The sequence below is a fragment of the Azospira sp. MPR-LB4 genome (genome assembly GCF_058809525.1).
In genome coordinates, this window is record NZ_CM179521.1 from 46,291 (window position 1) to 66,477 (window position 20,187).

The 20,187-nt window shown below is 67.9% G+C and carries 21 protein-coding genes; 12 read left to right on the top strand and 9 right to left on the bottom strand.

All coding sequences use genetic code 11. The features are described 5' to 3' along the window. The first annotated feature begins 7 nt into the window (after window positions 1-7). The 5 genes from AC3QLZ_RS00205 to AC3QLZ_RS00225 all read left to right on the top strand — a co-directional run bounded on the left by AC3QLZ_RS00205 (window position 8) and on the right by AC3QLZ_RS00225 (window position 3,259). The gene (locus AC3QLZ_RS00205) at window positions 8-289 is read left to right on the top strand and encodes a hypothetical protein (protein ID WP_014237229.1); all 282 of its coding nucleotides are present in this window, start codon (window positions 8-10) and stop codon (window positions 287-289) included. After that, a complete protein-coding gene (locus AC3QLZ_RS00210; protein ID WP_014237230.1) occupies window positions 286-1,794 on the top strand; it encodes a PepSY-associated TM helix domain-containing protein in 1,509 nt (502 codons plus the stop codon). Before AC3QLZ_RS00205 ends, AC3QLZ_RS00210 begins: the two co-directional genes overlap by 4 nt. Then, complete coding sequence (locus AC3QLZ_RS00215; RefSeq protein WP_014237231.1) at window positions 1,791-2,147, top strand: DUF3325 domain-containing protein; 357 nt, start codon at window positions 1,791-1,793, stop codon at window positions 2,145-2,147. Before AC3QLZ_RS00210 ends, AC3QLZ_RS00215 begins: the two co-directional genes overlap by 4 nt. A gap of 37 nt (window positions 2,148-2,184) precedes the next feature. Beyond that, a complete protein-coding gene (locus AC3QLZ_RS00220; protein WP_014237232.1) occupies window positions 2,185-2,661 on the top strand; it encodes a MarR family winged helix-turn-helix transcriptional regulator in 477 nt (158 codons plus the stop codon). Between the two features lie 172 nt (window positions 2,662-2,833). Next, complete coding sequence (locus AC3QLZ_RS00225; RefSeq protein WP_014237233.1) at window positions 2,834-3,259, top strand: organic hydroperoxide resistance protein; 426 nt, start codon at window positions 2,834-2,836, stop codon at window positions 3,257-3,259. Window positions 3,260-3,462: 203 nt separating this feature from the next. On the opposite strand, the gene AC3QLZ_RS00230 is transcribed toward AC3QLZ_RS00225, so the two are convergent. Together AC3QLZ_RS00230 and gpmI are read right to left on the bottom strand one after the other, a co-directional pair. Continuing rightward, on the bottom strand, window positions 3,463-4,317 hold the full coding sequence (locus AC3QLZ_RS00230; protein WP_014237234.1) for an HDOD domain-containing protein: 855 nt from the start codon (window positions 4,315-4,317) through the stop codon (window positions 3,463-3,465). Between the two features lie 113 nt (window positions 4,318-4,430). After that, window positions 4,431-6,071 (bottom strand): 2,3-bisphosphoglycerate-independent phosphoglycerate mutase, encoded by a 1,641-nt coding sequence (gene gpmI / locus AC3QLZ_RS00235; protein WP_014237235.1) that lies wholly within the window; start codon window positions 6,069-6,071, stop codon window positions 4,431-4,433. A 147-nt stretch (window positions 6,072-6,218) separates the two neighbouring features. On the opposite strand from gpmI, the gene AC3QLZ_RS00240 reads away from it, so the two are divergent. The 4 genes from AC3QLZ_RS00240 (at window position 6,219) to AC3QLZ_RS00255 (ending at window position 9,462) form a co-directional block, all read left to right on the top strand. Next, window positions 6,219-7,259 carry a patatin-like phospholipase family protein gene (locus AC3QLZ_RS00240; protein WP_014237236.1) on the top strand — a complete coding sequence of 347 codons (1,041 nt, stop codon included), beginning with the start codon at window positions 6,219-6,221 and terminating at the stop codon, window positions 7,257-7,259. Between the two features lie 89 nt (window positions 7,260-7,348). Then, on the top strand, window positions 7,349-7,987 hold the full coding sequence (locus AC3QLZ_RS00245) for a methyltransferase domain-containing protein (RefSeq protein ID WP_014237237.1): 639 nt from the start codon (window positions 7,349-7,351) through the stop codon (window positions 7,985-7,987). Between the two features lie 67 nt (window positions 7,988-8,054). Next, complete coding sequence (locus AC3QLZ_RS00250) at window positions 8,055-8,861, top strand: DUF1684 domain-containing protein (RefSeq protein WP_014237238.1); 807 nt, start codon at window positions 8,055-8,057, stop codon at window positions 8,859-8,861. Between the two features lie 34 nt (window positions 8,862-8,895). Then, window positions 8,896-9,462, top strand: coding sequence for a flavin reductase family protein (locus tag AC3QLZ_RS00255; RefSeq protein ID WP_014237239.1), 567 nt, complete (start codon window positions 8,896-8,898; stop codon window positions 9,460-9,462). A 78-nt stretch (window positions 9,463-9,540) separates the two neighbouring features. Here the strand turns inward: AC3QLZ_RS00255 and AC3QLZ_RS00260 are convergent, their stop codons facing one another. Continuing rightward, window positions 9,541-9,789 (bottom strand): DUF2076 domain-containing protein, encoded by a 249-nt coding sequence (locus AC3QLZ_RS00260; RefSeq protein WP_014237240.1) that lies wholly within the window; start codon window positions 9,787-9,789, stop codon window positions 9,541-9,543. A 125-nt stretch (window positions 9,790-9,914) separates the two neighbouring features. Then, entirely contained in the window at window positions 9,915-10,700 is a 786-nt protein-coding gene (locus AC3QLZ_RS00265) for an AraC family transcriptional regulator (protein ID WP_014237241.1), read from the bottom strand. 218 nt (window positions 10,701-10,918) lie between these two features. Here AC3QLZ_RS00265 and AC3QLZ_RS00270 point away from each other — a divergent pair, with 218 nt between their 5' ends. Further along, window positions 10,919-12,223: an MFS transporter gene (locus AC3QLZ_RS00270; protein WP_014237242.1), complete on the top strand. Its 1,305-nt coding sequence runs from the start codon at window positions 10,919-10,921 to the stop codon at window positions 12,221-12,223. Window positions 12,224-12,463: 240 nt separating this feature from the next. On the opposite strand, the gene AC3QLZ_RS00275 is transcribed toward AC3QLZ_RS00270, so the two are convergent. The 3 genes from AC3QLZ_RS00275 to AC3QLZ_RS00285 all read right to left on the bottom strand — a co-directional run bounded on the left by AC3QLZ_RS00275 (window position 12,464) and on the right by AC3QLZ_RS00285 (window position 14,643). Further along, on the bottom strand, window positions 12,464-13,336 hold the full coding sequence (locus tag AC3QLZ_RS00275) for a D-hexose-6-phosphate mutarotase (RefSeq protein ID WP_014237243.1): 873 nt from the start codon (window positions 13,334-13,336) through the stop codon (window positions 12,464-12,466). Window positions 13,337-13,450: 114 nt separating this feature from the next. Further along, the gene (locus AC3QLZ_RS00280; RefSeq protein ID WP_014237244.1) at window positions 13,451-13,999 is read right to left on the bottom strand and encodes a hypothetical protein; all 549 of its coding nucleotides are present in this window, start codon (window positions 13,997-13,999) and stop codon (window positions 13,451-13,453) included. Window positions 14,000-14,070: 71 nt separating this feature from the next. Then, window positions 14,071-14,643, bottom strand: coding sequence for a DNA-3-methyladenine glycosylase I (locus AC3QLZ_RS00285; RefSeq protein ID WP_014237245.1), 573 nt, complete (start codon window positions 14,641-14,643; stop codon window positions 14,071-14,073). Window positions 14,644-14,828: 185 nt separating this feature from the next. Here AC3QLZ_RS00285 and AC3QLZ_RS00290 point away from each other — a divergent pair, with 185 nt between their 5' ends. Beyond that, a complete protein-coding gene (locus AC3QLZ_RS00290) occupies window positions 14,829-15,062 on the top strand; it encodes a DUF3567 family protein (RefSeq protein ID WP_014237246.1) in 234 nt (77 codons plus the stop codon). A 70-nt stretch (window positions 15,063-15,132) separates the two neighbouring features. On the opposite strand, the gene AC3QLZ_RS00295 is transcribed toward AC3QLZ_RS00290, so the two are convergent. Then, the gene (locus AC3QLZ_RS00295) at window positions 15,133-16,830 is read right to left on the bottom strand and encodes an AMP-binding protein (RefSeq protein WP_014237247.1); all 1,698 of its coding nucleotides are present in this window, start codon (window positions 16,828-16,830) and stop codon (window positions 15,133-15,135) included. Window positions 16,831-17,150: 320 nt separating this feature from the next. Here AC3QLZ_RS00295 and AC3QLZ_RS00300 point away from each other — a divergent pair, with 320 nt between their 5' ends. Beyond that, window positions 17,151-17,342 (top strand): DUF3460 family protein, encoded by a 192-nt coding sequence (locus AC3QLZ_RS00300; RefSeq protein WP_014237248.1) that lies wholly within the window; start codon window positions 17,151-17,153, stop codon window positions 17,340-17,342. A 145-nt stretch (window positions 17,343-17,487) separates the two neighbouring features. Here AC3QLZ_RS00300 and AC3QLZ_RS00305 read toward each other — a convergent pair whose 3' ends face one another. Then, on the bottom strand, window positions 17,488-20,178 hold the full coding sequence (locus AC3QLZ_RS00305) for a bifunctional acetate--CoA ligase family protein/GNAT family N-acetyltransferase (protein ID WP_014237249.1): 2,691 nt from the start codon (window positions 20,176-20,178) through the stop codon (window positions 17,488-17,490). Between the last annotated feature and the right edge of the window lie 9 nt (window positions 20,179-20,187).

The window sequence follows — 20,187 nt, forward strand, 5'->3', positions numbered from 1 at the left end:
CATTGCCATGCGTATCTACCAATCCTGGACCCAGGTCCTGAGCCGCGTCCTGGCGGCCGGCCTGGGGGGCTACGCGGCCGCCTGGGCCCTGGTCTTCGCCCTGGGGGTGTGGCTGCCCCTGGCCCGGGTCAGCCTGTGGTTCCTCATGGGCCAGATCCTGCCCGTCCCCCTGCTGCTGGCCCTGCTGTGGGCCTTTGCCGCCTCCAGCGCCGCCCGGGCCTGGGGCTGGCTGCTGGCCCTGGCGGCCCTGCTGGCCGGCCTCGGCTACCTGGGAAAGGTGTTGGCATGAAGGCCCCCACGTTCACCCAGTCCATGTCCTGGCTGCACACCTGGAGCGGTCTCCTCTTCGGCTGGCTGCTGGTGCCCATTTTCTTTACCGGCACCCTGGCCGTGTTCGAGCCGGAGATCAGCCACTGGATGCGCCCGGAAATCCGCCATGCCCCGGCCGAGCCGGCCCGGGCCCTGGCGGTGGCCGAGGCGCGCCTGCGTCAGGTGGGGGAGGGGGCGCCCATCTGGCGCGTACAGATGCCCTCGTCCCGCCAGCCGGCGGTGGGCATCGTCTGGGGCAACCGGGAGCAGACCCGGGAGGAAGTCCTGCATCCGGTAAGCGGCGAGGTGCTGCCGGTGCGGGCCACGGAAGGGGGCCATTTCTTCACCCACTTCCACGCCGAACTGGATGCGGGCAAGGTGGGGCGGGCCATCGTCTGCCTGGTGGGGCTGGTGATGCTGGCGGCCCTGATCAACGGCATCGTGGTGCACAAGAAGATATTCCAGGACTTCTTCACCTTCCGCCCCCAGTCCTCGGCCCAGCGCAGCTGGCTGGACGCCCACAATGTCCTCGGCGTCCTCGGCCTGCCCTTTCTGCTGCTCATCACCTATACCGGCGTGGTGATCCTGGTGGACAGCTACCTGCCCGCCGCCACCTACCATTTCTACGACGGCAAGGCCGGCGGCCCCCGGGGCGACGTGGTGCGCAGCTTCGAGCGCCGGCCGGCGGGCGTGGCGGCGCCCCTGCCGTCCCTGGCGCCCCTGCTGCAGGAGGCGGAGACGGTCCTGGGCGCCGGCCATGTGGGCTGGATCGGCATCCGTGCCCCCGGCGACCGGGAAGCCACGGTGCAGTTCATGCGCCATCTGGACGACCGCCTCGGCGCCGTCGCCGACCACATCACCTTCGCCGCGGTGAGCGGCTGGGAACTGGGGCGGCAGACCGAGTGGAACCCGGTGGCCTACGCCTTCCGCACCCAGGTGGGGCTGCACCTGGTCCATTTCGGCGGCTATCCGGCCCAGTGGCTGTATTTCCTCTCCGGCCTGGCCGGTACCGCCATGATGGCGGTGGGGCTGGTGCTGTTCACCATCAAACGGCGCAAGCGTCCCGGCCATGAATTCGGGGCCGCCACGGCCCGGGTCTATGGCGCCATCGAAAGCCTCAACGTGGCCACCGTGGCCGGGGTGATGCTGGCCAGCGCCGCCTTCCTCTGGGCCAACCGGCTGCTGCCGGCGGACCTGGCGGAGCGGGCGGCCTGGGAGATCGGTGCCTTCTTCGCCGTGTGGGCCCTGACCTTGGTCCATGCCGGCCTGCGTGCCCCCGGCGCGGCCTGGCGCGGGCAGCTCTACGCCGCCGGCCTGGCCTGGGCCCTGCTTCCCCTGTGCGACGTGGCCGGCGCCCCGGGGCTGCTGGATGCCATGCGCCTGGGAGTGGACCTGACCGCCCTCGTCGGCGGCCTGGCCCTGGTCTATCTGGGATGGCGGGTGAGCCGCCGTTTTGCCGCTGCAGCGGCCAAGGAGGCAGCATGAACATTTCCTGGTTGCACGCCGCCGCCAGTCTCGGCCTGGCCTATCTGGGCATGCTGGGCCTGTGCCTGGGCATGGCCCGCCACTACCGGCAGCGCTACCACCATCCCCTGACGCCGGGACGGGGCCGGGTCCTGCGCCTGGCCGGCTGGAGCGGCTGCCTGCTGGCCCTGGCGCCCTGCCTTGCGGGCTGGGGCGCGGCCCAGGGCGTGGTGCTGTGGATCGGTCTGCTCTCCGCTGCCGCTACCGGCCTGGTGTTCCTGCTGGCCTGGCGGCCGCCCTGGTGCACCCGGGGCGGCGCCCTGGCCGTGCTGACGGTGCTGGCCTGGCTGGGGAGCCTGGCGTCCGGAGGGTAATAAAAAGTGCTTGCAATTAAATAGCGCACTATTTAATATGAGCGCCATGGATGACAAGCCCAACAACGCCACCCCGCCAAGCCCGGCCTCCCTGCTGCTGCAGAACCAGTTCTGCTTCAGCCTGTATGCCACCACCCTGGCCATGCAGAAGGTCTATCGCAAGGTGCTGGGCCCCCTGGGTCTGACCTATCCCCAGTACCTGGTGATGCTGGTGCTGTGGGAGCGGGACGGCCTCACCGTGTCCGAGATCGGCGAACCCCTGGGTCTGGATTCGGCCACCCTGACGCCCCTCTTGAAGCGCCTGGAGACGGCGGGCCTGCTCAGCCGCAGTCGGGCCGCCAGCGATGAGCGCCAGGTGGTGGTGAGCCTGAGCCAGGCGGGGCGGGATCTGCGTCGCCAGGCCGAGGCCGTGCCCGCCGCCATGCTCTGCGCCGCCGCCTGTTCCACAGACGAACTGGGCCGGCTCAAGGGCGAACTGGACGACCTGCGCCGGCGGCTGCAGGCCTACGGCTGAAGGCTGGCCGTGGCGTGAAGCGCCGCTGCAAGAGGGCCTCGCGGCCCTTTTCTTCCGGCAAATATATAGCGTGCGATTAAATAGCGATAATTAATGATTTTCATGGGCGGCGATGCGCCCGGACCGTTCCGAAGTCGTCGCAGGCAGTTCCCACTTTTCTAGGAGAAAGACCATGTCGATCGAAAAAGTGCTGTACCGGGCCCAGGCCCAAGTCACCGGCGGCCGTGACGGCCGTGCCGTCGGCGCCGACGGCCATCTGGAGGTGTCCCTGAGCACGCCCAAGGAACTGGGCGGTGCCGGCGGTGCCGGCACCAATCCGGAGCAGCTTTTTGCCGCCGGCTATGCGGCCTGCTTCATGGGCGCCATGAAATTCGTCGCCGCCCGGGACAAGATTGCCTTCCCGGCCCAGGCCAGCATCGAGGGCCTGGTGGGCATCGGCGTCATCCCCGCCGGTTTCGGCATCGAGGTGGAACTGCGTATCGCCCTGCCGGGCCTGGAGCGGCCGGCGGCCGAGGACCTGGTGGCCAAGGCCCATCAGGTTTGCCCCTATTCCAACGCCACCCGGGGCAATATCGATGTCACCCTGACCCTGGTCTGAGGGTCTCGCGGGGCGGCGTTGCCGCCGCAGCAAAGCAGCCGCCGCGGCCTGGCCGTCGGCGGCTTTTTCATGAACAGTTGGGTGGGGTGGCCGGAGAGGCTCGCAGATAGGCGATCTCCGGCATGGCATGGCTGGGAAGTCCGCCGCATGCGGCTTCCAGGGAATGGAGTGCCGCCGCTATGTTGCCGGCGGCTGGAAAGGCGTCAGAACTGCAGGGCGCCGGTGAGGGAGCCCACTTCTTCCGCCGCTTCGGCCAGGATGCCGCTCAGGGTTTCCTCCCCCAGCACCATGTCCAGATTGCCGCTGCCGCCTATGTCGGCACTGCCCGGGGCTGCGCCGCGGCTGTTGAAGCGGTGCAGGGGCGAGGGCACGGGGCACAGTTCCTCGGCCAGCAGCAGGGTGTCGCCAAGGGAGTGGGGCGGGATGGCGAGGAAGCCGTCCCAATAGGCTTCGATGGCTTCCAGTACCGGCGCCGGCACTTCCAGCACCTGCAGCACGGCCCGGCCCAGGATCATTTCGCCGCCTTCCATCCAGGCGTCGAAATCCCCGTCCAGCAGGCCGGGCTGGCGCTTGGCCTGGGACAGCAGGTAGAAGCCGCCGACCTCGTGCACGATGCCGGCGAACATGGCCGTTTCCCCATCCACCTTGGTCACCCGGCGGGCGATGACGTGGGCCAGGGCGGCCACATGGGCCGTGTGTTGCCACAATTGGGCGGCCATGGCCTGCAAGGCGGGATCGCTGGGGCTGCCGGACAGCTGCCGGGTGATGAGGGCCATGGCCAGGGCGCGCACGGTGCGAAAGCCCAGGCGGGCGACGGCGGTGCGCACGTCGGTGACGGGATTACCGGCACGGTTGTAGGTGACCGAGTTGGCCATGGCCACCACCCGGGCCGCCAGCAGGGGCTCGGCCTGCACCAGATGGGCGGCGGCTTCGATGTGGCACTCCGGATCGTCCAGGGCCTGCCGCACCTTGATGGCCACCTGGGCGCTGGTGGGAAAGGCGAGTTCGCCGTGGCCGACCCCGGCTGCCAGGGTGTTGAAGACTTCGAGCTTGTCCATGGCCCAGCATCATACCCCTGTGCCACGGGGCGTCCAGCCGCTGCGTCAAGAAGGGCCAATGCAAAACGGCGGCCCTGGGGCCGCCGTTTCCTTGTTGCGCCGATGCCGTGGGATCAGCGGATTTGCAGCAGGCTCTCGTCCCACTTGGCGTGCTTTTCGTAGCCCAGCAGGTTGGCCACGGTGGCGGCGATGTTGGAGAGACCGGCGCTTTCCGTCTGCTTCAGGGCCAGCTTGCCGCCGCTGACGTTGTCGTAAAGGATCAGCGGCACCGGGTTGAGGGTGTGGGCGGTCTTGGCCTTGAAGGAGCCGTCCGCATTGAGCTGGGGCTGCTTGGTCTTCTTGTCCAGCTCGAACATCTCGTCGGCGTTGCCGTGGTCGGCGGTGATCAGGGCCACCCCGCCCATGGCATCGATCACCGGCAGGATGCGCTCCAGGGCCAGGTCCACCGCCTCGACGGAGAGGGTGGCGGCGCGGAAGTTGCCGGTGTGGCCCACCATGTCGCCGTTGGCGAAGTTGCAGCGCAGGGTCTTGTACTGGCCGCTCTTCAGGGCGGCGATCATGGCGTCGGCGATCTCGGCGGATTTCATCCAGGGCCGCTGCTCGAAGGGCACCACGTCGCTGGGCACTTCCTGGTAGGTCTCGCCCTCGAACTTGCCGGAGCGGTTGCCGTTCCAGAAGTAGGTGACATGGCCGAATTTCTGGGTTTCGGAGCAGGCGAACTGGGTCACGCCGCTCTTGGCGAACCACTCGCCCATGGTGTCCTTGATGGCCGGCGGGGCCACCAGGAAGCGCTTGGGCAGCTGCAGGTCGCCGTCGTACTGCAGCATGCCGGCGTAGGTGACCTTGGGCGTGCGGATGCGGTCGAACTTGTCGAAATCCGCTTCCTCGAAGGCCCGGGTGATTTCGATGGCCCGGTCGCCGCGGAAGTTGTAGAAGACCACGGCGTCGCCGTCCTCGATGGTGCCGACGGGCTGGCCATTGGCGCCGATGACGAAAGGCGGCAGGTCCTGGTCGATGGTGCCGGGATGGCGCTGGCGCAGGGCCTTGACCGCTTCCGAAGTGCTGGCGAACTGCTCGCCCTGGCCCAGCACGTGGGTCTTCCAGCCGGCTTCCACCAGGGCCCAGTTGGCCTCGTAGCGGTCCATGGTGATGACCTGGCGGCCGCCGCCGGAGGCGATGCGGGCGTCGAAGGATGGGTCGGAAATCTCCGCCAGGAAAGCCTCGAAGGGCTCCACGTATTCCAGGGCGCTGGTCTCGGGTACGTCGCGGCCGTCCAGCAGGGCGTGGATGCGCACCGTCTTGACGCCTTCGGCCTTGGCCTGGAGCACCATGGCCTTGAGGTGGTCGATGTGGCTGTGCACGTTGCCGTCGGAGAAGAGGCCGATGAAGTGCAGCACACCACGACCGGCCTTGGCCCCGGCGACGATCTCCTGCCAGGCCTGGCCCTGCCAGATGCTGCCGTCGGCGATGGCGCCCGCCACCAGGGCGGCGCCCTGGGCGTACACCTGGCCGGCGCCGATGGCGTTGTGGCCCACTTCGGAATTGCCCATGTCGTCGTCCGACGGCATGCCGACGGCGGTGCCGTGGGCCTTCAGGCGGATGTTCGGGCAAGTGGCGAAGAGCTTGTCCAGGGTGGGCTTCCTGGCGGCGGCGATGGCGCTGCCGACGTCGGTCTTGGGCAGGCCGTAGCCGTCCATGACGATGATGACCACGGGACCGGGCACGCCGGGGAAGGAGGAGAGCTTTTGCAGCATGGGGAAATCCTGGCAGAGCGATTCGGGAAAGGTCGGCAAGGCTGCGGCCCCGCCGAGGGCGCCCGTCAAAAAGCGGCAAGATGCGCCGCCGCGGCGCCGGGCGAAGTATCCTAGCCGGGAACCCATCAGTCAATCCGAGGAGCAGTCATGGCAGTTCAGCAGACGGCAGCAGGCAGCACGGGTTTGGCCCTCAATCTGGCGCTCCAGGGCGGCGGCGCCCACGGCGCCTACAGCTGGGGTGTGCTCGACTGCCTGCTGGCGGACGGGCGCTACGGCTTCGACGGCATCAGCGGCACCAGCGCCGGCGCCATGAATGCCCTGGTGCTGGCCGACGGCCTGATGAAGGGCGGCCCCCAGTGGGCCCGCCTGGCCCTGGAAGAGTTCTGGCAGGCCATCGCCGACAGCGTGCCCCTGGATCTCTCCATGCCGGTGCAGGGCGGCGAAGGCCTGGCCCTGATGCCGGCCACCCGCATGATGCTCAACTGGACCCAGTACCTTTCGCCCTACCAGTTGAATCCCCTCAACTTCAATCCCCTGCGCCAGCTACTCAAGGAGCGGGTGGATTTCGAGGGCCTGCGCCGGCACAGCCCGGTGCGCCTGTTCCTCGCCGCCACCAACGCCAACACCGGCAAGCTGCGCCTGTTCCGCAACGCCGAGCTGAGCGTGGAGGCGGCCCTGGCCTCGGCCTGCCTGCCCATGATCCACCACGCCGTGGAGATCGACGGCGAGCCCTACTGGGACGGCGGCTATTCTGCCAACCCGGCGGTGTTCCCCCTGTTCTACGAATGCGACAGCCCGGAAATCCTGCTGGTGCTGCTGGCGCCGCCCACCTACGGCGAGGTGCCGACCACGGTGGAGGAAATCCGCGCCCGGGCCATGGAGCTGGCCTTCAACACCAGCGTGCTGCGGGAAATGCTGCTCTTCGCCAACGTCATCGACTTCTCCGAGCGCCTGGGCCTGGAGGCGGGGGGGCTGGAAAAACGCATCCTGCAGACCCATTTCCATCTCATCGAGGCGGCCGACCTGCTGCACCAGTTCGGCTCCGAAACCAAGGTGGCGGCCGACTGGCCCTTCCTGCTAAAGCTCCACGACCTGGGCTACGCCGCCGCCGAAGACTGGCTCCGGGCCCACAGCGGCGACATCGGGGTACGCAACTCCTTCGATTTGGCCCGGCGCTTCCGCCTCTAGGCTTGCCTATGCCTATGCCGGTGCCGGGGCGGCAAGGCTAGAATAGGGGCCGTCAGCCGCTCATGTCCCCATCCTTTCCGCGAGACGCCATGTTCAAAAAAGATATCGACCTGATCCGCACCCTTCACGCACGCTACGGCCTGCAAGGCCCATTGCTGGATGCCGGGGGGCTGATCGCTCCCAGCATCGCCGACTACGATATCTCCATGGCCAAGGCCCTGGCCCTGGATCTGGACCTGGACGGCCACAAGTGGTCCATCAAGGTGCCCCACCCGGTGCAGAACGACCGCTATGTGCGGATCGAGCGTCCCTGGACCTTCATCGATCCGGCCTACGTCATCGCCAACCCGGAGTACGGGGACCCCTACATCGAGCAACTGCCGGAAAAATATGCGGACACCTTCAACACCGTGATCATGGTGTCGGTGTTCGAGCATGTGGAGAATCCCTACAAGGTTTCCGACGCCCTCTACAAGATCGTCAAGAAGGGCGGCTACCTGATCAATTCGGCGCCCTTCCTCTTTCCCTACCATCCCAGTCCGGAAGACAACTTCCGCTATTCGCCCGCCGCCCTGCGCCGCATTCATGAATCCAGCGGCTTCACCTGGGTGGAGGGGGATTTCCATATCAACCTCTCCGCCAAGGAAGGTATCGGCGATACCAATCCCCAGAACTACGGCGCCCCCCAGGGCATCATGGCCTGCTACGCGGTGTGCCGGAAGGATTGACCCACCTTGTGCCCAAGGGCCCGATGCTTCCCGGCATCGGGCCGTTTTTCTTTGAGGAGCCTGCCCCATGACTGCTGATCGCACCGATGCTTCCCCGGCGGCCCGGCACCAGCGCTGGTGCCAGCGCCGCCTGGCCGAACTGGATGCGCCGCAAGGCTGGCCCGGCCTGATCGGCCTCATCTGGCTGGAACCCGGCGACAACGCCGTGGGTGCCGGCGCCGACTGCCTGGTGCGCCTGCCCGACGGTCCGGAGCGCCTGGGCTTGTTGCGCTGGCAGGGCACCAGCATCACCTGGGAGCCCGCCGGCGGCGGGGTCCAGGCCCTGCAGACCGACGCCCAGGGGGAGCCGACGCCGGTGCGCAGCGGCGCCTACCAGTTTTTCATCATCGAGCGGGAAGGCCGTCTGGCGGTGCGCCTGCGGGATCTGGAGTGGCAGGCGAAGCGGCCCTTCGCCGGGCTGGAGTGCCTGCCCTATGCGCCGGCCTGGTCCATCGAGGCCGCCTGGGAAACCCTGGCCGAGCCCGTGACCATGGAAGTGCCGACGGTGACCGGCGAACTGAAGGCGGTGACGGTGCGGCACCGGGCGGTGTTCGAGCACGCCGGGCAGACGGTGGCCCTGCTGCCCATGGAAACGGGGGAGGAGGGCGTCTTCTTCGTTTTCCGCGATGCCGGCAGCGGCCGCCTGACCTACGGCGCCGGCCGTTTCCTGCGCTGCCCGCCGCCTCAGGACGGCAAGGTGCTGCTGGACTTCAACCGGGCCTACAACCCGCCCTGCGCCTTCACCCCCTTCGCCACCTGCCCCCTGCCGCCGCCGGAGAACTGGCTGGGCTTTGCCGTCGAGGCCGGCGAACTGAAATACCGGGGCGGCCACTGAGGCTCCCGTGCCCATCCTGCTTGGAGAGAAAAAGATGCGTGTCGCCGTTCCCCTGTCCCAGGCCTACAAGCTGCTCAACCACGGCCCCGTGACCCTGGTTAGCAGCGCCCACCAGGGGCGTCGCAACGTCATGGCGGCCTCCTGGGCCATGCCCCTGGATTTTTCGCCGCCCAAGGTGGCGGTGGTGATCGACAAGGGCGCCCATACCCGGGGCCTGGTGGAAGGCTCCGGCGAATTCGTGCTGTGCATTCCCGGCAAGGCTCTGGCCGGGGCGGTGGTGGCCGTGGGTTCTTGCAGCGGCCGCGACGGGGACAAGTTCGCCCGCCTGGGGCTGGCCACGGCGCCGGCGGAAAAGGTGGGGGCGCCCCTGGTGGAGGGCTGTGCCGCTTGGCTGGAATGCCGGGTGCTGCCGGAAGAGCACAACCAGCACAACCAGCAGGCCTACGACCTGTTCCTGGCCGAGGTGGTGGCGGCCTGGGCCGACGACCGGGCCTTCCGGGACGGCCGCTGGCTGTTCGCGGCGGAGGAACTGCGCACCCTGCATTACGTGGCGGGCGGGCAGTTCTTCCTTACCGGCGACAGCCTGGAAGTGCCGGCCTAAGGCCCGGCGCGGCCCCTGGGCAGCGCCGGGAGAAGGGAAGCGAAGGGGCGAAGAGCCGCCGCTGGGGGCGGCTCCGGCTCAGTGCTGGTGGGGGATGCCGGCGGCTTCGAAGGCGTAGCTGCCTTCGGGCGGGGCGCAGTGGAAGCAGGGGGCGTGGGCGGTGTTGCCCAGGCCCAGGACCTGCTGGGCCAGGAGGCGGGCCACCTCGGGCTGGCCGGCGCAGGCCTCGCGGATGACGGATTCGATTTCCACCTCGGTTTGCTGCGACTGCACATGACTCAGTCGCTGCAGGAGGGAGGTCAGTTGTTGGCGTTCAATGGCGTTCATGGCTGGCTCCTCAGGCGATACGGCTTCGGGATGAGGTCGATTCTGCGCCTGTTGAATGCTGCAATGCAACAAGTTTAGGCCAGGCATTTGATCCAGGTTGATACAGTGTGTAACAGGAGCCGCAGCTACTGGCGGAAAAACTGCCGCGGCGACTGGCCGAAAGCCCGCTTGAACATGGCAGAGAAGGCGCTGGGGCTGGCGTAGCCTAGTTCTGCCGCCACCGCCCCCAGGCTGCGGCCCTGGGCCACCAGGGCGGCGGCCCGGGACAGGCGCAGCTGCTGGCGCCAGGCGCCGAAGGGCATGGCCAGCTCCTTCTGGAAGAGGCGGGCCAGGGTGCGGCTGCTGGCGCCGACCCGGGCGGCCCAGGCCTCCAGGCTGAGGTCCGCCGCGGGCTGGTCGAGCAGGGCCTGGCAGAGGGCCATCAGGCGCCGGTCCCGGGGCAGGGGCAGGCCCAGGGAGAGGGGCTTGGCCTGGCGCATCTCCTCCACCAGCAGGGCCGTCATCAGGCCGCGCCGGGGTTCGGCGGGGGCAGGGCTGGCGGCCAGGGCCTCGCTCAGGGCCCGCATGACGTCGGAGATTTCCACCACCCGGCAGGAATCCAGGGGCAAGGGGGCCGCCGCCGCATCCACGTAGAGGGTGCGCAGTTCCACCTGGCCCAGCATGACCACGGTGTGGGCCACCTGGGGCGGAATCCAGATGGCCCGCAGGGGCGGCACGATCCAGGCCATGTCGGCGGTGGCCAGGCGGATGGTGCCGGCGATGGGGTAGGCCAGCTGGGCCCAGTCGTGGCTGTGCCAGGGGATTTCCACGTCGGCCGGCGCCTTGCGCAGGTTCACTGTGACCGGCTCGGCGGCGCTGGGGGGCCGGCGGGGCCAGGGATCGTAGGGCAGGCGCGGTTGGGCGGCAGGCATGGGCGTCTTCCGGAGAGAGCGGGTTGGGGGCGGCATCTGCCGGCTGGAATCGGGGCGGAGCGGGTTGGCGCTGGGGCCGGGCCAGCGCCGGCCCGGGCCGGTACGGTCAGCGGTACGGCTGGCCGGATTGCGACAATTATTGTCCGTCTGCCGTATTTCTGCCAGGGGCCGGGAGGGTTAGGATGCCAGCCTGTTTTCCATCATCAGGAGCCGGGCCCATGGGTACCGATAGCAATGCCGCCGTGGCATCCCCCGAACCTGTGGCGCTCGCTGCCGCCGTCACCGACACGACTGCCGCCCCTGCCGGCGCTGAAGCAGGCGAGACCGCCAGACTGCAGCGCCGGCGCGAATACGCCACCATCAGCGTGGTGGGCTTTGCCCACGGCGTCTCCCATTTCTTCCATCTCCTGCTGGCGCCCCTCTTTCCCTGGCTGATGCAGGAGTTCGGCCTTAGCTTCACCCAGGTGGGGGCCAACATGACCCTCTTCTTCGTCGTTTCCGGCATCGGCCAGGCCCTGGCCGGCTTCGCCGTGGACCGGCTGGGGGCGCGGCGGGTGCTGTTCTTCGGCGTCTCCTGCTTGGCGGCCGCCGGCGTGGCTTTGGCCCTGGCCCACAGCTATGCCGGCCTGTTTCTGGCTGCCGGCCTGGCGGGGCTGGGCAATGCGGTGTTCCATCCGGCGGACTTCACCCTGCTCAACCGCCATGTTTCCGCGGCCCGCCTGGGCCATGCCTTCTCCATCCACGGCCTCTCCGGCAACCTGGGCTGGGCGGCGGCGCCGGCCTTCCTCACCGGCATCGCGGCCCTGGCCGGCTGGCGCGGCGCCGCCCTGGGCGCCGGCGCGGTGGCCCTGCTGGCCCTCGGCCTGCTGGTCTGCTTCCGCCATCTGCTGGCCGATCCGCCCCATGGGGCAAGCCGGCACGACGGGGCTCCCGGCTCCCCCTTCGCCTTCCTTGGCTGCGGCCCGGTGTGGCTGTGCTTTGGCTTCTTCCTGTTCACCACCACCGCCTTCGGCGCCTTCCAGAATTTCGGCTCGCCGGTGCTGCAGCAGGTCTATGGCCTCACCGTGGGCCTGGCGGCCAGCGCCATCACCGCCTTCCTCCTGGGCGGAGCCGGCGGCATGGCCCTGGGCGGCTTTCTCGCCGGCAAGGCCATGGCCCACGACCGGCGTATCGCCCTGATCCTGTCCACGGCGGCCCTGCTGGCCCTGTTGCTGGCCAGCGGCGTCGTGCCTGGTGCCCTGGTGCCGCTGCTGATGGCCTGCATCGGCTTTTGCAACGGCCTGGCCGGCCCTTCCCGGGACCTGCTGGTGCGCCGGGCGGCGGCGGCCCGTTTCGGCCAGCAGGCTTTCGGCCGGGTCTACGGTTTCGTCTATTCGGGGCTGGATACGGGGCTGGCCCTGTCGCCCCTGCTGTTCGGGCCCATGCTCGATGCGGGCCATTTCGCCAGCGTGCTGGTGGGGGTGGCTATCCTTCAGTCCATCGCCGTGCTGACGGCCCTGGGGGTGGGTCAGCGCCAGGTTTGAAAAGGCCGAAAATCCAGGCCACAGAGAGCACAGAGAGCAGCAGGAGGTGGCGGGAGGTGGCGGGAGGTGGCGGGAGGTGGCGGGAGGTGGCGGGAGGTGGCGGGAGGTGCGGGCTGCCGGGTGGCTGGCCAGGTCCGGTTCAGGGACCTGGCCGGAAAGGCAGGAGGGACGGCTATTTCGAGGTAGTGCAGGTGGAGAGGCCCGTGGATATTGCCTCTCCGACCTGCCTGTTTTTCGGGATCAGGCGTCCAGGGTCACCAGGGTCTGGCGGCCCCACCAGGAGGCGCCGGGGGCCACCACCACCGGCTTGCCCACGGCCACGGCCTCGACGCACAGCATGTGGCGGAAACCGTTGGCCGGCATGTCCTTGAGGCCGGCGCAGAGGTGTTCCCAGGGGTTCCACACCACCACGTCGGGAAAGCCCTCGCTGGCGATGGCCAGGGCCTGGCGTCCGTCCTTCAGCAGCAGGGGGCGGGGCACGTCCAGATAGACCTGATCCACCTCGTCATCCACCATCAGTTCCGGGCCGGTCTCGACCTTGGTCTCCTGGCTGCCGGGAAGCTGGCGGCGGCTGCCGTGGAGGCCGGTGAGGGTGACGTTCTCCACTTCCTTGACGCGCAGATAGGTGTGCAGGCCGCCGGTGAATTCCAGGGGTTCGCTGCCCGGATTCTCCACTTCCAGTTCGATGTCCAGGCGGTCGCGGGTCAGGGCCACGGTCAGCTCGGCGCGGAAGTCATGGGGCCACAGGGCCCGGCTGGCGTCGTCGGCCGTGAGGCTGTAGACGGCGCAGGCGAAGCCGCCTTCTTCCGCTTCCGGCTGTTCGCGCCACTCTTCCAGGGTCCAGGTGGCGGTGCGGGCGAAACCGTGCTTGGGCAGGGGGCCGCGCTCGGCGAACTGGGGAAAGATCACCGGCACGCCGCCACGGATGGGGACGCTGCCGCCGAAGTCGGCCTGGGGGCTGAGATAGAGGCGCTCGCCGCCGCCGGCGGGGACCCAGGACAGGGCCTGGGCGCCGAAGGCGCTGATGACGGCGGTGCTGCCGTCGGGCAGGGTGAGGCGGACGGCGTCGAGGCCGTGGAAGGTGGTGTTGCCGAGTTTCTGGGATGCCGACATGGGGAGCGCTGGGAGAAAGGGCGGGGCGCTATTGTAGCCGGGCGGCGGCGGCTCCGCCCGGCGGCCTGTAGCGGGGCACCGGGCGCGGCTGCTGGCGGCGCCCGGTGCGGTGTTTCAGGCGCCCTTGCGGCGGGCGGCGCTGCGGGGCTTGCTGCCGTTGTCTTCGTTCGCGGCACTTTCCTCGGCCAGGCCGGCCTCGATCTGGGTGGCCGCCTGGGCGGCGGTGTGGGAGGCATTGGCGGCCAGGTGACCCAGGGTGTGGTCCAGCTGGGTGACGCTCTGCTGGAACAGGTTCACCGCCGGCAGGATTTCCGCCGGCAGGCCCTTGCCGGCCTTTTCGATGCTGTGGGCGACGAAGGCGCTGAGGCCGTGGCTGTGGCCTTCGAAGAAGCGGATGGCCTCTTCCTGCAGGGCCATCAGGGCGCCCAGGCCTTCCTGGGTCAGGGCCAGGGAGTGGCGGTGCAGGGTGTCGCCGGTCTTGCCGGTGTCCAGGCGGGGCAGGGCGCCATCGTCCGCCTGCAGGGATTCGAGCAGGTCCTGGCGGGCGGCGCTGCAGATGTCCAGGGTGCGGTGGCCGGAATCGAGCAGCAGGCCGGCGATGCTGGAGAAGGCATTGAGGGAGCCCTGGTGCAGGGCGGCGGTGGCGGGTTGCAGGTCGTACATGGCGGCTGTCTCCTGGGTGGGGGGGCTTCCTTTTGTAGCACCCCCACATGACAGCGGCGTGACCGCCGGATCTAGGTCGTGGCCGCCACTTCGGCGTGGCGGAAACAGTCGGTGGTGTGGTCGTTCACCATGCCCGTGGCCTGCATGAAGGCGTAGCAGATGGTGGAGCCGACGAACTTGAAACCACGCTTGGCCAGGGCCTTGCTCATGGCGTCCGATTCGGCGGTGCGGGTCGGCGCCTCGGCGATGCTGGCCCAGCGGTTCTGCCGCGGCGCGCCACCGACGAACTGCCACAGGTAGGCGGCGGCATCGCCTTCTTCCTCGCACAGCTGCAGCCAGGCCCGGGCGTTCTGGATGAAGGCGGCCACCTTGAGCCGGTTGCGCACGATGCCCGGGTCCGCCAGCAGGCTGGCCACCTTGGCCTCGTCGTAGGCCACCATGCGCCGGGGATCGAACTGGTCGAAGGCGAGGCGGTAGGTTTCCCGCTTTTTCAGGACGGTGATCCAGGAGAGACCGGCCTGGGCCCCTTCCAGCAGGAGGAATTCGAAGAGCCGGGCGGGGTCCCGCAGGGGCACGCCCCACTCGGTGTCGTGGTAATGCTGGTAGAGCGGGTCATCGCTGACCCAGGCGCAGCGGCAGGGCATGGTCGGCTCCTCGGGATGAGCCGGCAGTGTAACGCCCCGACCTGGGGAAAACACCGGGGCGGGGCACTTTTTCGCCCCGGGAAGGTTCATACTCTTGAAAACGGCGGGTGGCACTCCCATGTGGGAGATGAAGATGCGGAAAGGATGAATGGCCGCCCTTCGTTTTAACACGAGAGGACCCGATCATGGACACGTTCTACAGCAGCGACGAGTATTCGGTTCTGGCCTACCCGGCCCAGTACGGTTTCGAGTTGGTAGACAAGACCGGGAACCGCTCCCTGTTCATTCAGGGCGTGCGGGCGGAGCAGTTCCACCGGGCCATCCGGGAAGTGGTGGGCGAAGGGACGGACACGGAAACCGTGGACGACTTTCTCGCCGACTATTGTGCCGGTGCCGCCCAGCCCATCGTGTTCCAGTAGACCGGAACAGTCCTGAATGAAAAACGGCGGACCCGCGGGTCCGCCGTTTTTTTTGCCGTAGCCGGGGGGCTCAGCCCTTCAGGTCGGGGAAGTCTTCCTCGAAGAATTCCCACTCGCCCTTTTCGTTGGCATTGCGGCGCTTGGCCTCGTTGGCCCGCAGCTCGACGCGCCGGATCTTGCCGGAGATGGTCTTGGGCAGGTCGGAGAACTCCAGGCGGCGGATGCGCTTGTAGGGAGCCAGGTTGGCGCGCAGGAAGGCGAAGATGTCCTTGGCCAGTTCCTTGGACGGCTTCTCGCCGTTGCGCAGGATGACGTAGGCCTTGGGCACGGCCAGGCGCACCGGATCGGGGGAGGGCACCACCGCCGCCTCGGCCACGGCCGGGTGCTCGATCAGCACGGATTCCAGCTCGAAGGGGGAGATGCGGTAGTCGGAGGCCTTGAACACATCGTCCGCCCGGCCCACGTAGGTGATGTAGCCGTCCTCGTCCTTGGTGGCCACGTCGCCGGTGTGATAGACGCCGTCGCGCATCACTTCGGCGGTCTTCTCGGCGTCGCCGGAGTAGCCCACCATCAGGCCCAGGGGGCGCGGGTTGAGCTTGAGGGAAATCTCGCCCTCGGCGGCCTCGTTGCCTTCGCTATCCACCAGCACCACCTGGTAGCCCGGCAGGGGGCGGCCCATGGAACCGGGCTTGAGAGGCTGGCCCGGGGTGTTGCCGATCTCGGCGGTGGTTTCGGTCTGGCCGAAGCCGTCGCGGATGGTGATGTTCCAGGCGTTCTGCAGCTGCTCGATGATTTCCGGGTTGAGGGGTTCGCCGGCACCGATCAGTTCGCGGATCTTCAGGCGGCCCTTATAGGCGGCCAGGTCTTCCTGGATCATCATGCGCCACACGGTGGGGGGAGCGCACATGGTGGTGACCTGGTACTTCTCCAGCACATTGAGCATGGACTTGGCGGAGAAGCGGCTGTAGTTGTAGAGGAAGATGCAGGCGCCGGCATTCCAGGGGGCGAAGAAGCAGCTCCAGGCATGCTTGGCCCAGCCCGGCGAGGAAATGTTGAGGTGGATGTCGCCGGGCTGCAGGCCGATCCAGTACATGGTGGACAGGTGGCCCACCGGGTAGCTCTGGTGGGTGTGCAGCACCAGCTTGGGCTTGGAGGTGGTGCCGGAGGTGAAATACAGCAGCAGGGGGTCGGAAACCTTGGTGGCGGCATCCGGGGTGTACTCGGCAGAAGCAGTGTGGCTGTCCTTGAAGGCCTTCCAGCCGGCGGGTTCGCCGCCGACGCAGATGCGGGTGTAGTCGCCGGCCAGGTCGGTGAACTTGTCGGTGTGGGCCGCGCCGATGATGACGTGCTTGACCTGGCCCCGGTCCAGGCGGTCGCGCAGGTCTTCGGGGGTGAGCAGGGTGGTGGCGGGAATCAGCACGGCGCCCAGCTTGATACAGCCGAGCATGGTTTCCCACAGGGGCACTTCATTGCCCAGCATCATCAGGATGCGGTCGCCTCGCTTGACGCCCTGGGCCTTGAGCCAGTTGGCCACCTGGTTGGAACGGGCGGACATCTGGGCGAAGGAAATCTTGTGCTCGGTGCCGTCTTCCTCGACGATCCACAGGGCGGGCTTGTCGTTACCCTTGGCCATGACGTCGAAGTGGTCCAGGGCCCAGTTGAACTCGGTCAGCTGGGGCCACTGGAAGCCGTTGTAGGCGGTGGTGTAGTCGGTGCGGTGGGCCAGCAGGAAGTCGCGGGCCTTGAGAAAGGCTTCAGTAGCAGACAACTTGTTCTCCTCTGTTTTGTCGTTCAGTGTGAAAAGGCAACGCCGGATTGCTCCGGTACAACCCGCGACAGAACAGGGAGAACGGACCGGCCTGTGTGGTCAGGTGGTCCTGAGATCGAGAAGCGGCCGACGACGGCCCGACTCCCCCCTGCCCGGATCGCGTAACGCGTTTTATATTGTTTATTGACGTTGACGTTAACGTAATGAAATCGCCAGTGTCAAGGCGGGGCGGGCCCACGGGGGCGGCAGCAGAATTTCCGGGGAGTTGGGCTATAATCCGGGCCTTGCGTTCAACCCTCCAATCATTGGGAGTCCCTGGCATGGCCCTGTACGAATCCGATCACACCAAATTCATGCGCGAAATGCTGGCTAAGAACCCGGAGTGGGTGGAAGACCAGCGCAAGGGCCGGGCCATCTGGTGGGACAAGGAACTGCCCCAGGAAGAGCAGGAAGGCTTCAAGGCCGCCAAGGTGGCCCAGAAGTCCTACCCCTACGATGTGAACAGCAAGTAAGCCGGTTACGGCAACCATACCAAGCAAAAGGGCCAGGCATGATGCCTGGCCCTTTTGCTTTGTTGGCGAGGGCAGGGATTTCCGGGGCCGTCCCTGGTGGCGGTCCGGCCCGGACCCCGCCCCCTTTTGAGGGGCGCCGCGCGGATCAGTCGGTGAGGGGCTTGATGACGCGCTTCACGGCCGGATCTTCGGGGTGGGGGTGGATGGTGAAGCCCAGGCTGGTCATCAGCTTGAACATCTTGGAGTTGAGGGCCAGCACGTCGCCCACCACGGCCCGGTAGCCCTTGGCCCGGGCGCACTCGATGATGGCGCTCATCAGCTTGCGGCCGACGCCGCGCTTCTGCCAGCCGTCGGCCACCGCCAGGGCGAATTCCACCGTCTCGCCGTCCGGGTTGGAGACGAAGCGGGAGACGCCCACCTGGACTTCCTTGCCGTCCTCCTCGGTGACGGCGACAAAGGCCATTTCCCGGTCGTAGTCGATCTGGGTGAAGCGCACCAGCATGGACTGGGTCAGCTCCCGCAGGGTGTCCATGAAACGGAAGTACTTGGATTCGTCGGACAGGTGGGCGACGAATTCCTTCTCCATTTCCGCATCTTCCGGACGGATGGGGCGGATCACCACCACCTGGCCGTCGGGCAGGACCCAGTCCTCCACCAGGTGGGCCGGGTAGGGGTGGATGGCCATGTGGGAATAGCGGTCACCGGATGAGGGGGCGAAGTCGATGACGATGCGGGCATCGGCGGCGATGGCGCCGTTTTCATCGACGATCAGGGGGTTGAGGTCCAGCTCCTGCAGCCAGGGCAGTTCGCACACCATCTGGGAGATGCGCAGCAGCACGTCCTCCAGGGCTTCCATGTTGGCGGCGGGCATGTTGCGGTAGTCGCCCAGGATCTTGGCGGCCCGGGTGGAGCGGATCAGGTCTTCCACCAGGTAGCTGTTCATGGGCGGCAGGGCCACGGCGGTGTCGTTGAAGACCTCGCACTCGGCACCGCCGACACCGAAGGTGATGACGGGGCCGAAGACCCGGTCCCGGATCACGCCCACCTTCAGTTCCCGGCCGTTGGGACGGGCCACGAAAGGCTCGATGGAAACGCCGTTGATGCGGGCGCTGGGGGCGTTGCGGCCCACGGTGTCGAGAATGTCGTGGTAAGCATTGCGCACGGCAGCGGCGGAGATGATGTTGAGGCGCACGCCGCCCACTTCGGACTTGCGCGGCAGGTCGGGGGAATCCACCTTCATCACCACCGGGAAGCCGATCTGCTCGGCCAGCAGCAGGGCCTCGGTGGGAGTGCGGGCCACCATGGTCTGGGCCACGGGAATCTTGAAGGCCCGCAGCACGGACTTGGACTCCATTTCGGAGAGCACCTTGCGCCGTTCCGACAGCACCGCCTCGATCAGCATCTTGGCGCCTTCGGTGGCGGTCTTGGCCTGGCGGGAGATGGGTTCCGGCGTCTGCAGCAGCAGCTTCTGGTTGCGATAGTAGGTGGACAGGTGGGAGAACAGGTCCACCGCCGTTTCCGGCATACGGAAGGCGGGGATGCCAGCCTCGGTCAGCATCTTGCGCGCCGGGTAGGTCTGCTGTTCGCCCATCCAGCAGCCGACGATGGGCTTGGTACAGGTCTCGCTGGCGGTGATCACGGCCTTGGCCACTTCCTCGGGCTGGGTCATGGCCTGGGGCGTCAGCATCACCAGGATGCCGTCCACCTCCGGGTCCTGGGTGCCGGCCAGGATGGCGTCCCGGTAGCGTTCCGGGGTGGCATCGCCGACGATGTCGATGGGGTTGGCGTGGGACCAGGTGGGCGGCAGCACCGCATTGAGGGAGGCGATGGTGGACTGGGACAGGTCGGCCAGGGGAATGCCCAGCTCGGCGGCCCGGTCGGCGGCCATGGCGCCGGGGCCGCCGCCGTTGGTGATGATCAGCAGCTTGTTGCCGTCGGGGCGGAACTTGGAGGCCAGGCCCTTGGCGGCGTAGAACAGCTGTCCGATGTTGCGCACCCGCACCACACCGGCCCGCTTCAGGGCGGCGTCGAACACCGCGTCGGAGCCCAGGGCCATGCCCGAGTGCACCTGGGCGGCGACGGAACCGGATTCGTAACGGCCGGCCTTGAGCAGCAGGATGGGCTTGATGCGGGCGGCCGAACGCATGGCGCTCATGAAGCGGCGGGCGTTGCGGATGCCTTCCACGTACATGAGGATGTAGTGGGTGCGGTTGTCGTAAACCAGGTAGTCGAGAATCTCGCCGAAATCGATGTCGGCGGAGCCGCCGGTGGAAATGACGGAGGAGAAGCCCACGTCATTGACCTTGGCCCAGTCGAGAATGGCGGTGCACAGGGCGCCGGACTGGGAGACCAGGGCCAGGTTGCCCGGGTTGGCGGAGATGTTGGCGAAGGTGGCGTTGAGGCCCTGCACCGGGCGGATCAGGCCGAGACAGTTGGGGCCCAGGATGCGCACGCCGTAGCTGCGGGCGATTTCCACCATCTTGCGTTCGAGGGCGGCGCCGGAGTGGCCGGCCTCGGCGAAGCCGGCGGTGATGACCACCACGTTCTTGACGCCGCTGCGGCCGCATTGCTCGATGATGGCCGGCACGGTGCGGGCCTGGGTGGCGATCACGGCCAGGTCCACGCGGGCGCCGATCTCCTCGATGGACTTGTAGGCCTGCACGCCCTGCACGGTGTCGTGCTTGGGGTTGATCGGGTAGAGGCGGCCCTTGTAGCCGGCGGCCACGATGTTGCGGTAGATGATGTTGCCGACGGAGTTTTCCCGGTCCGAGGCACCGATGACGGCGACGGACTTGGGTTCGAACAGGCTGGTAAGGTAGTGTTCTTCTTCGTGCATGACTTGTCC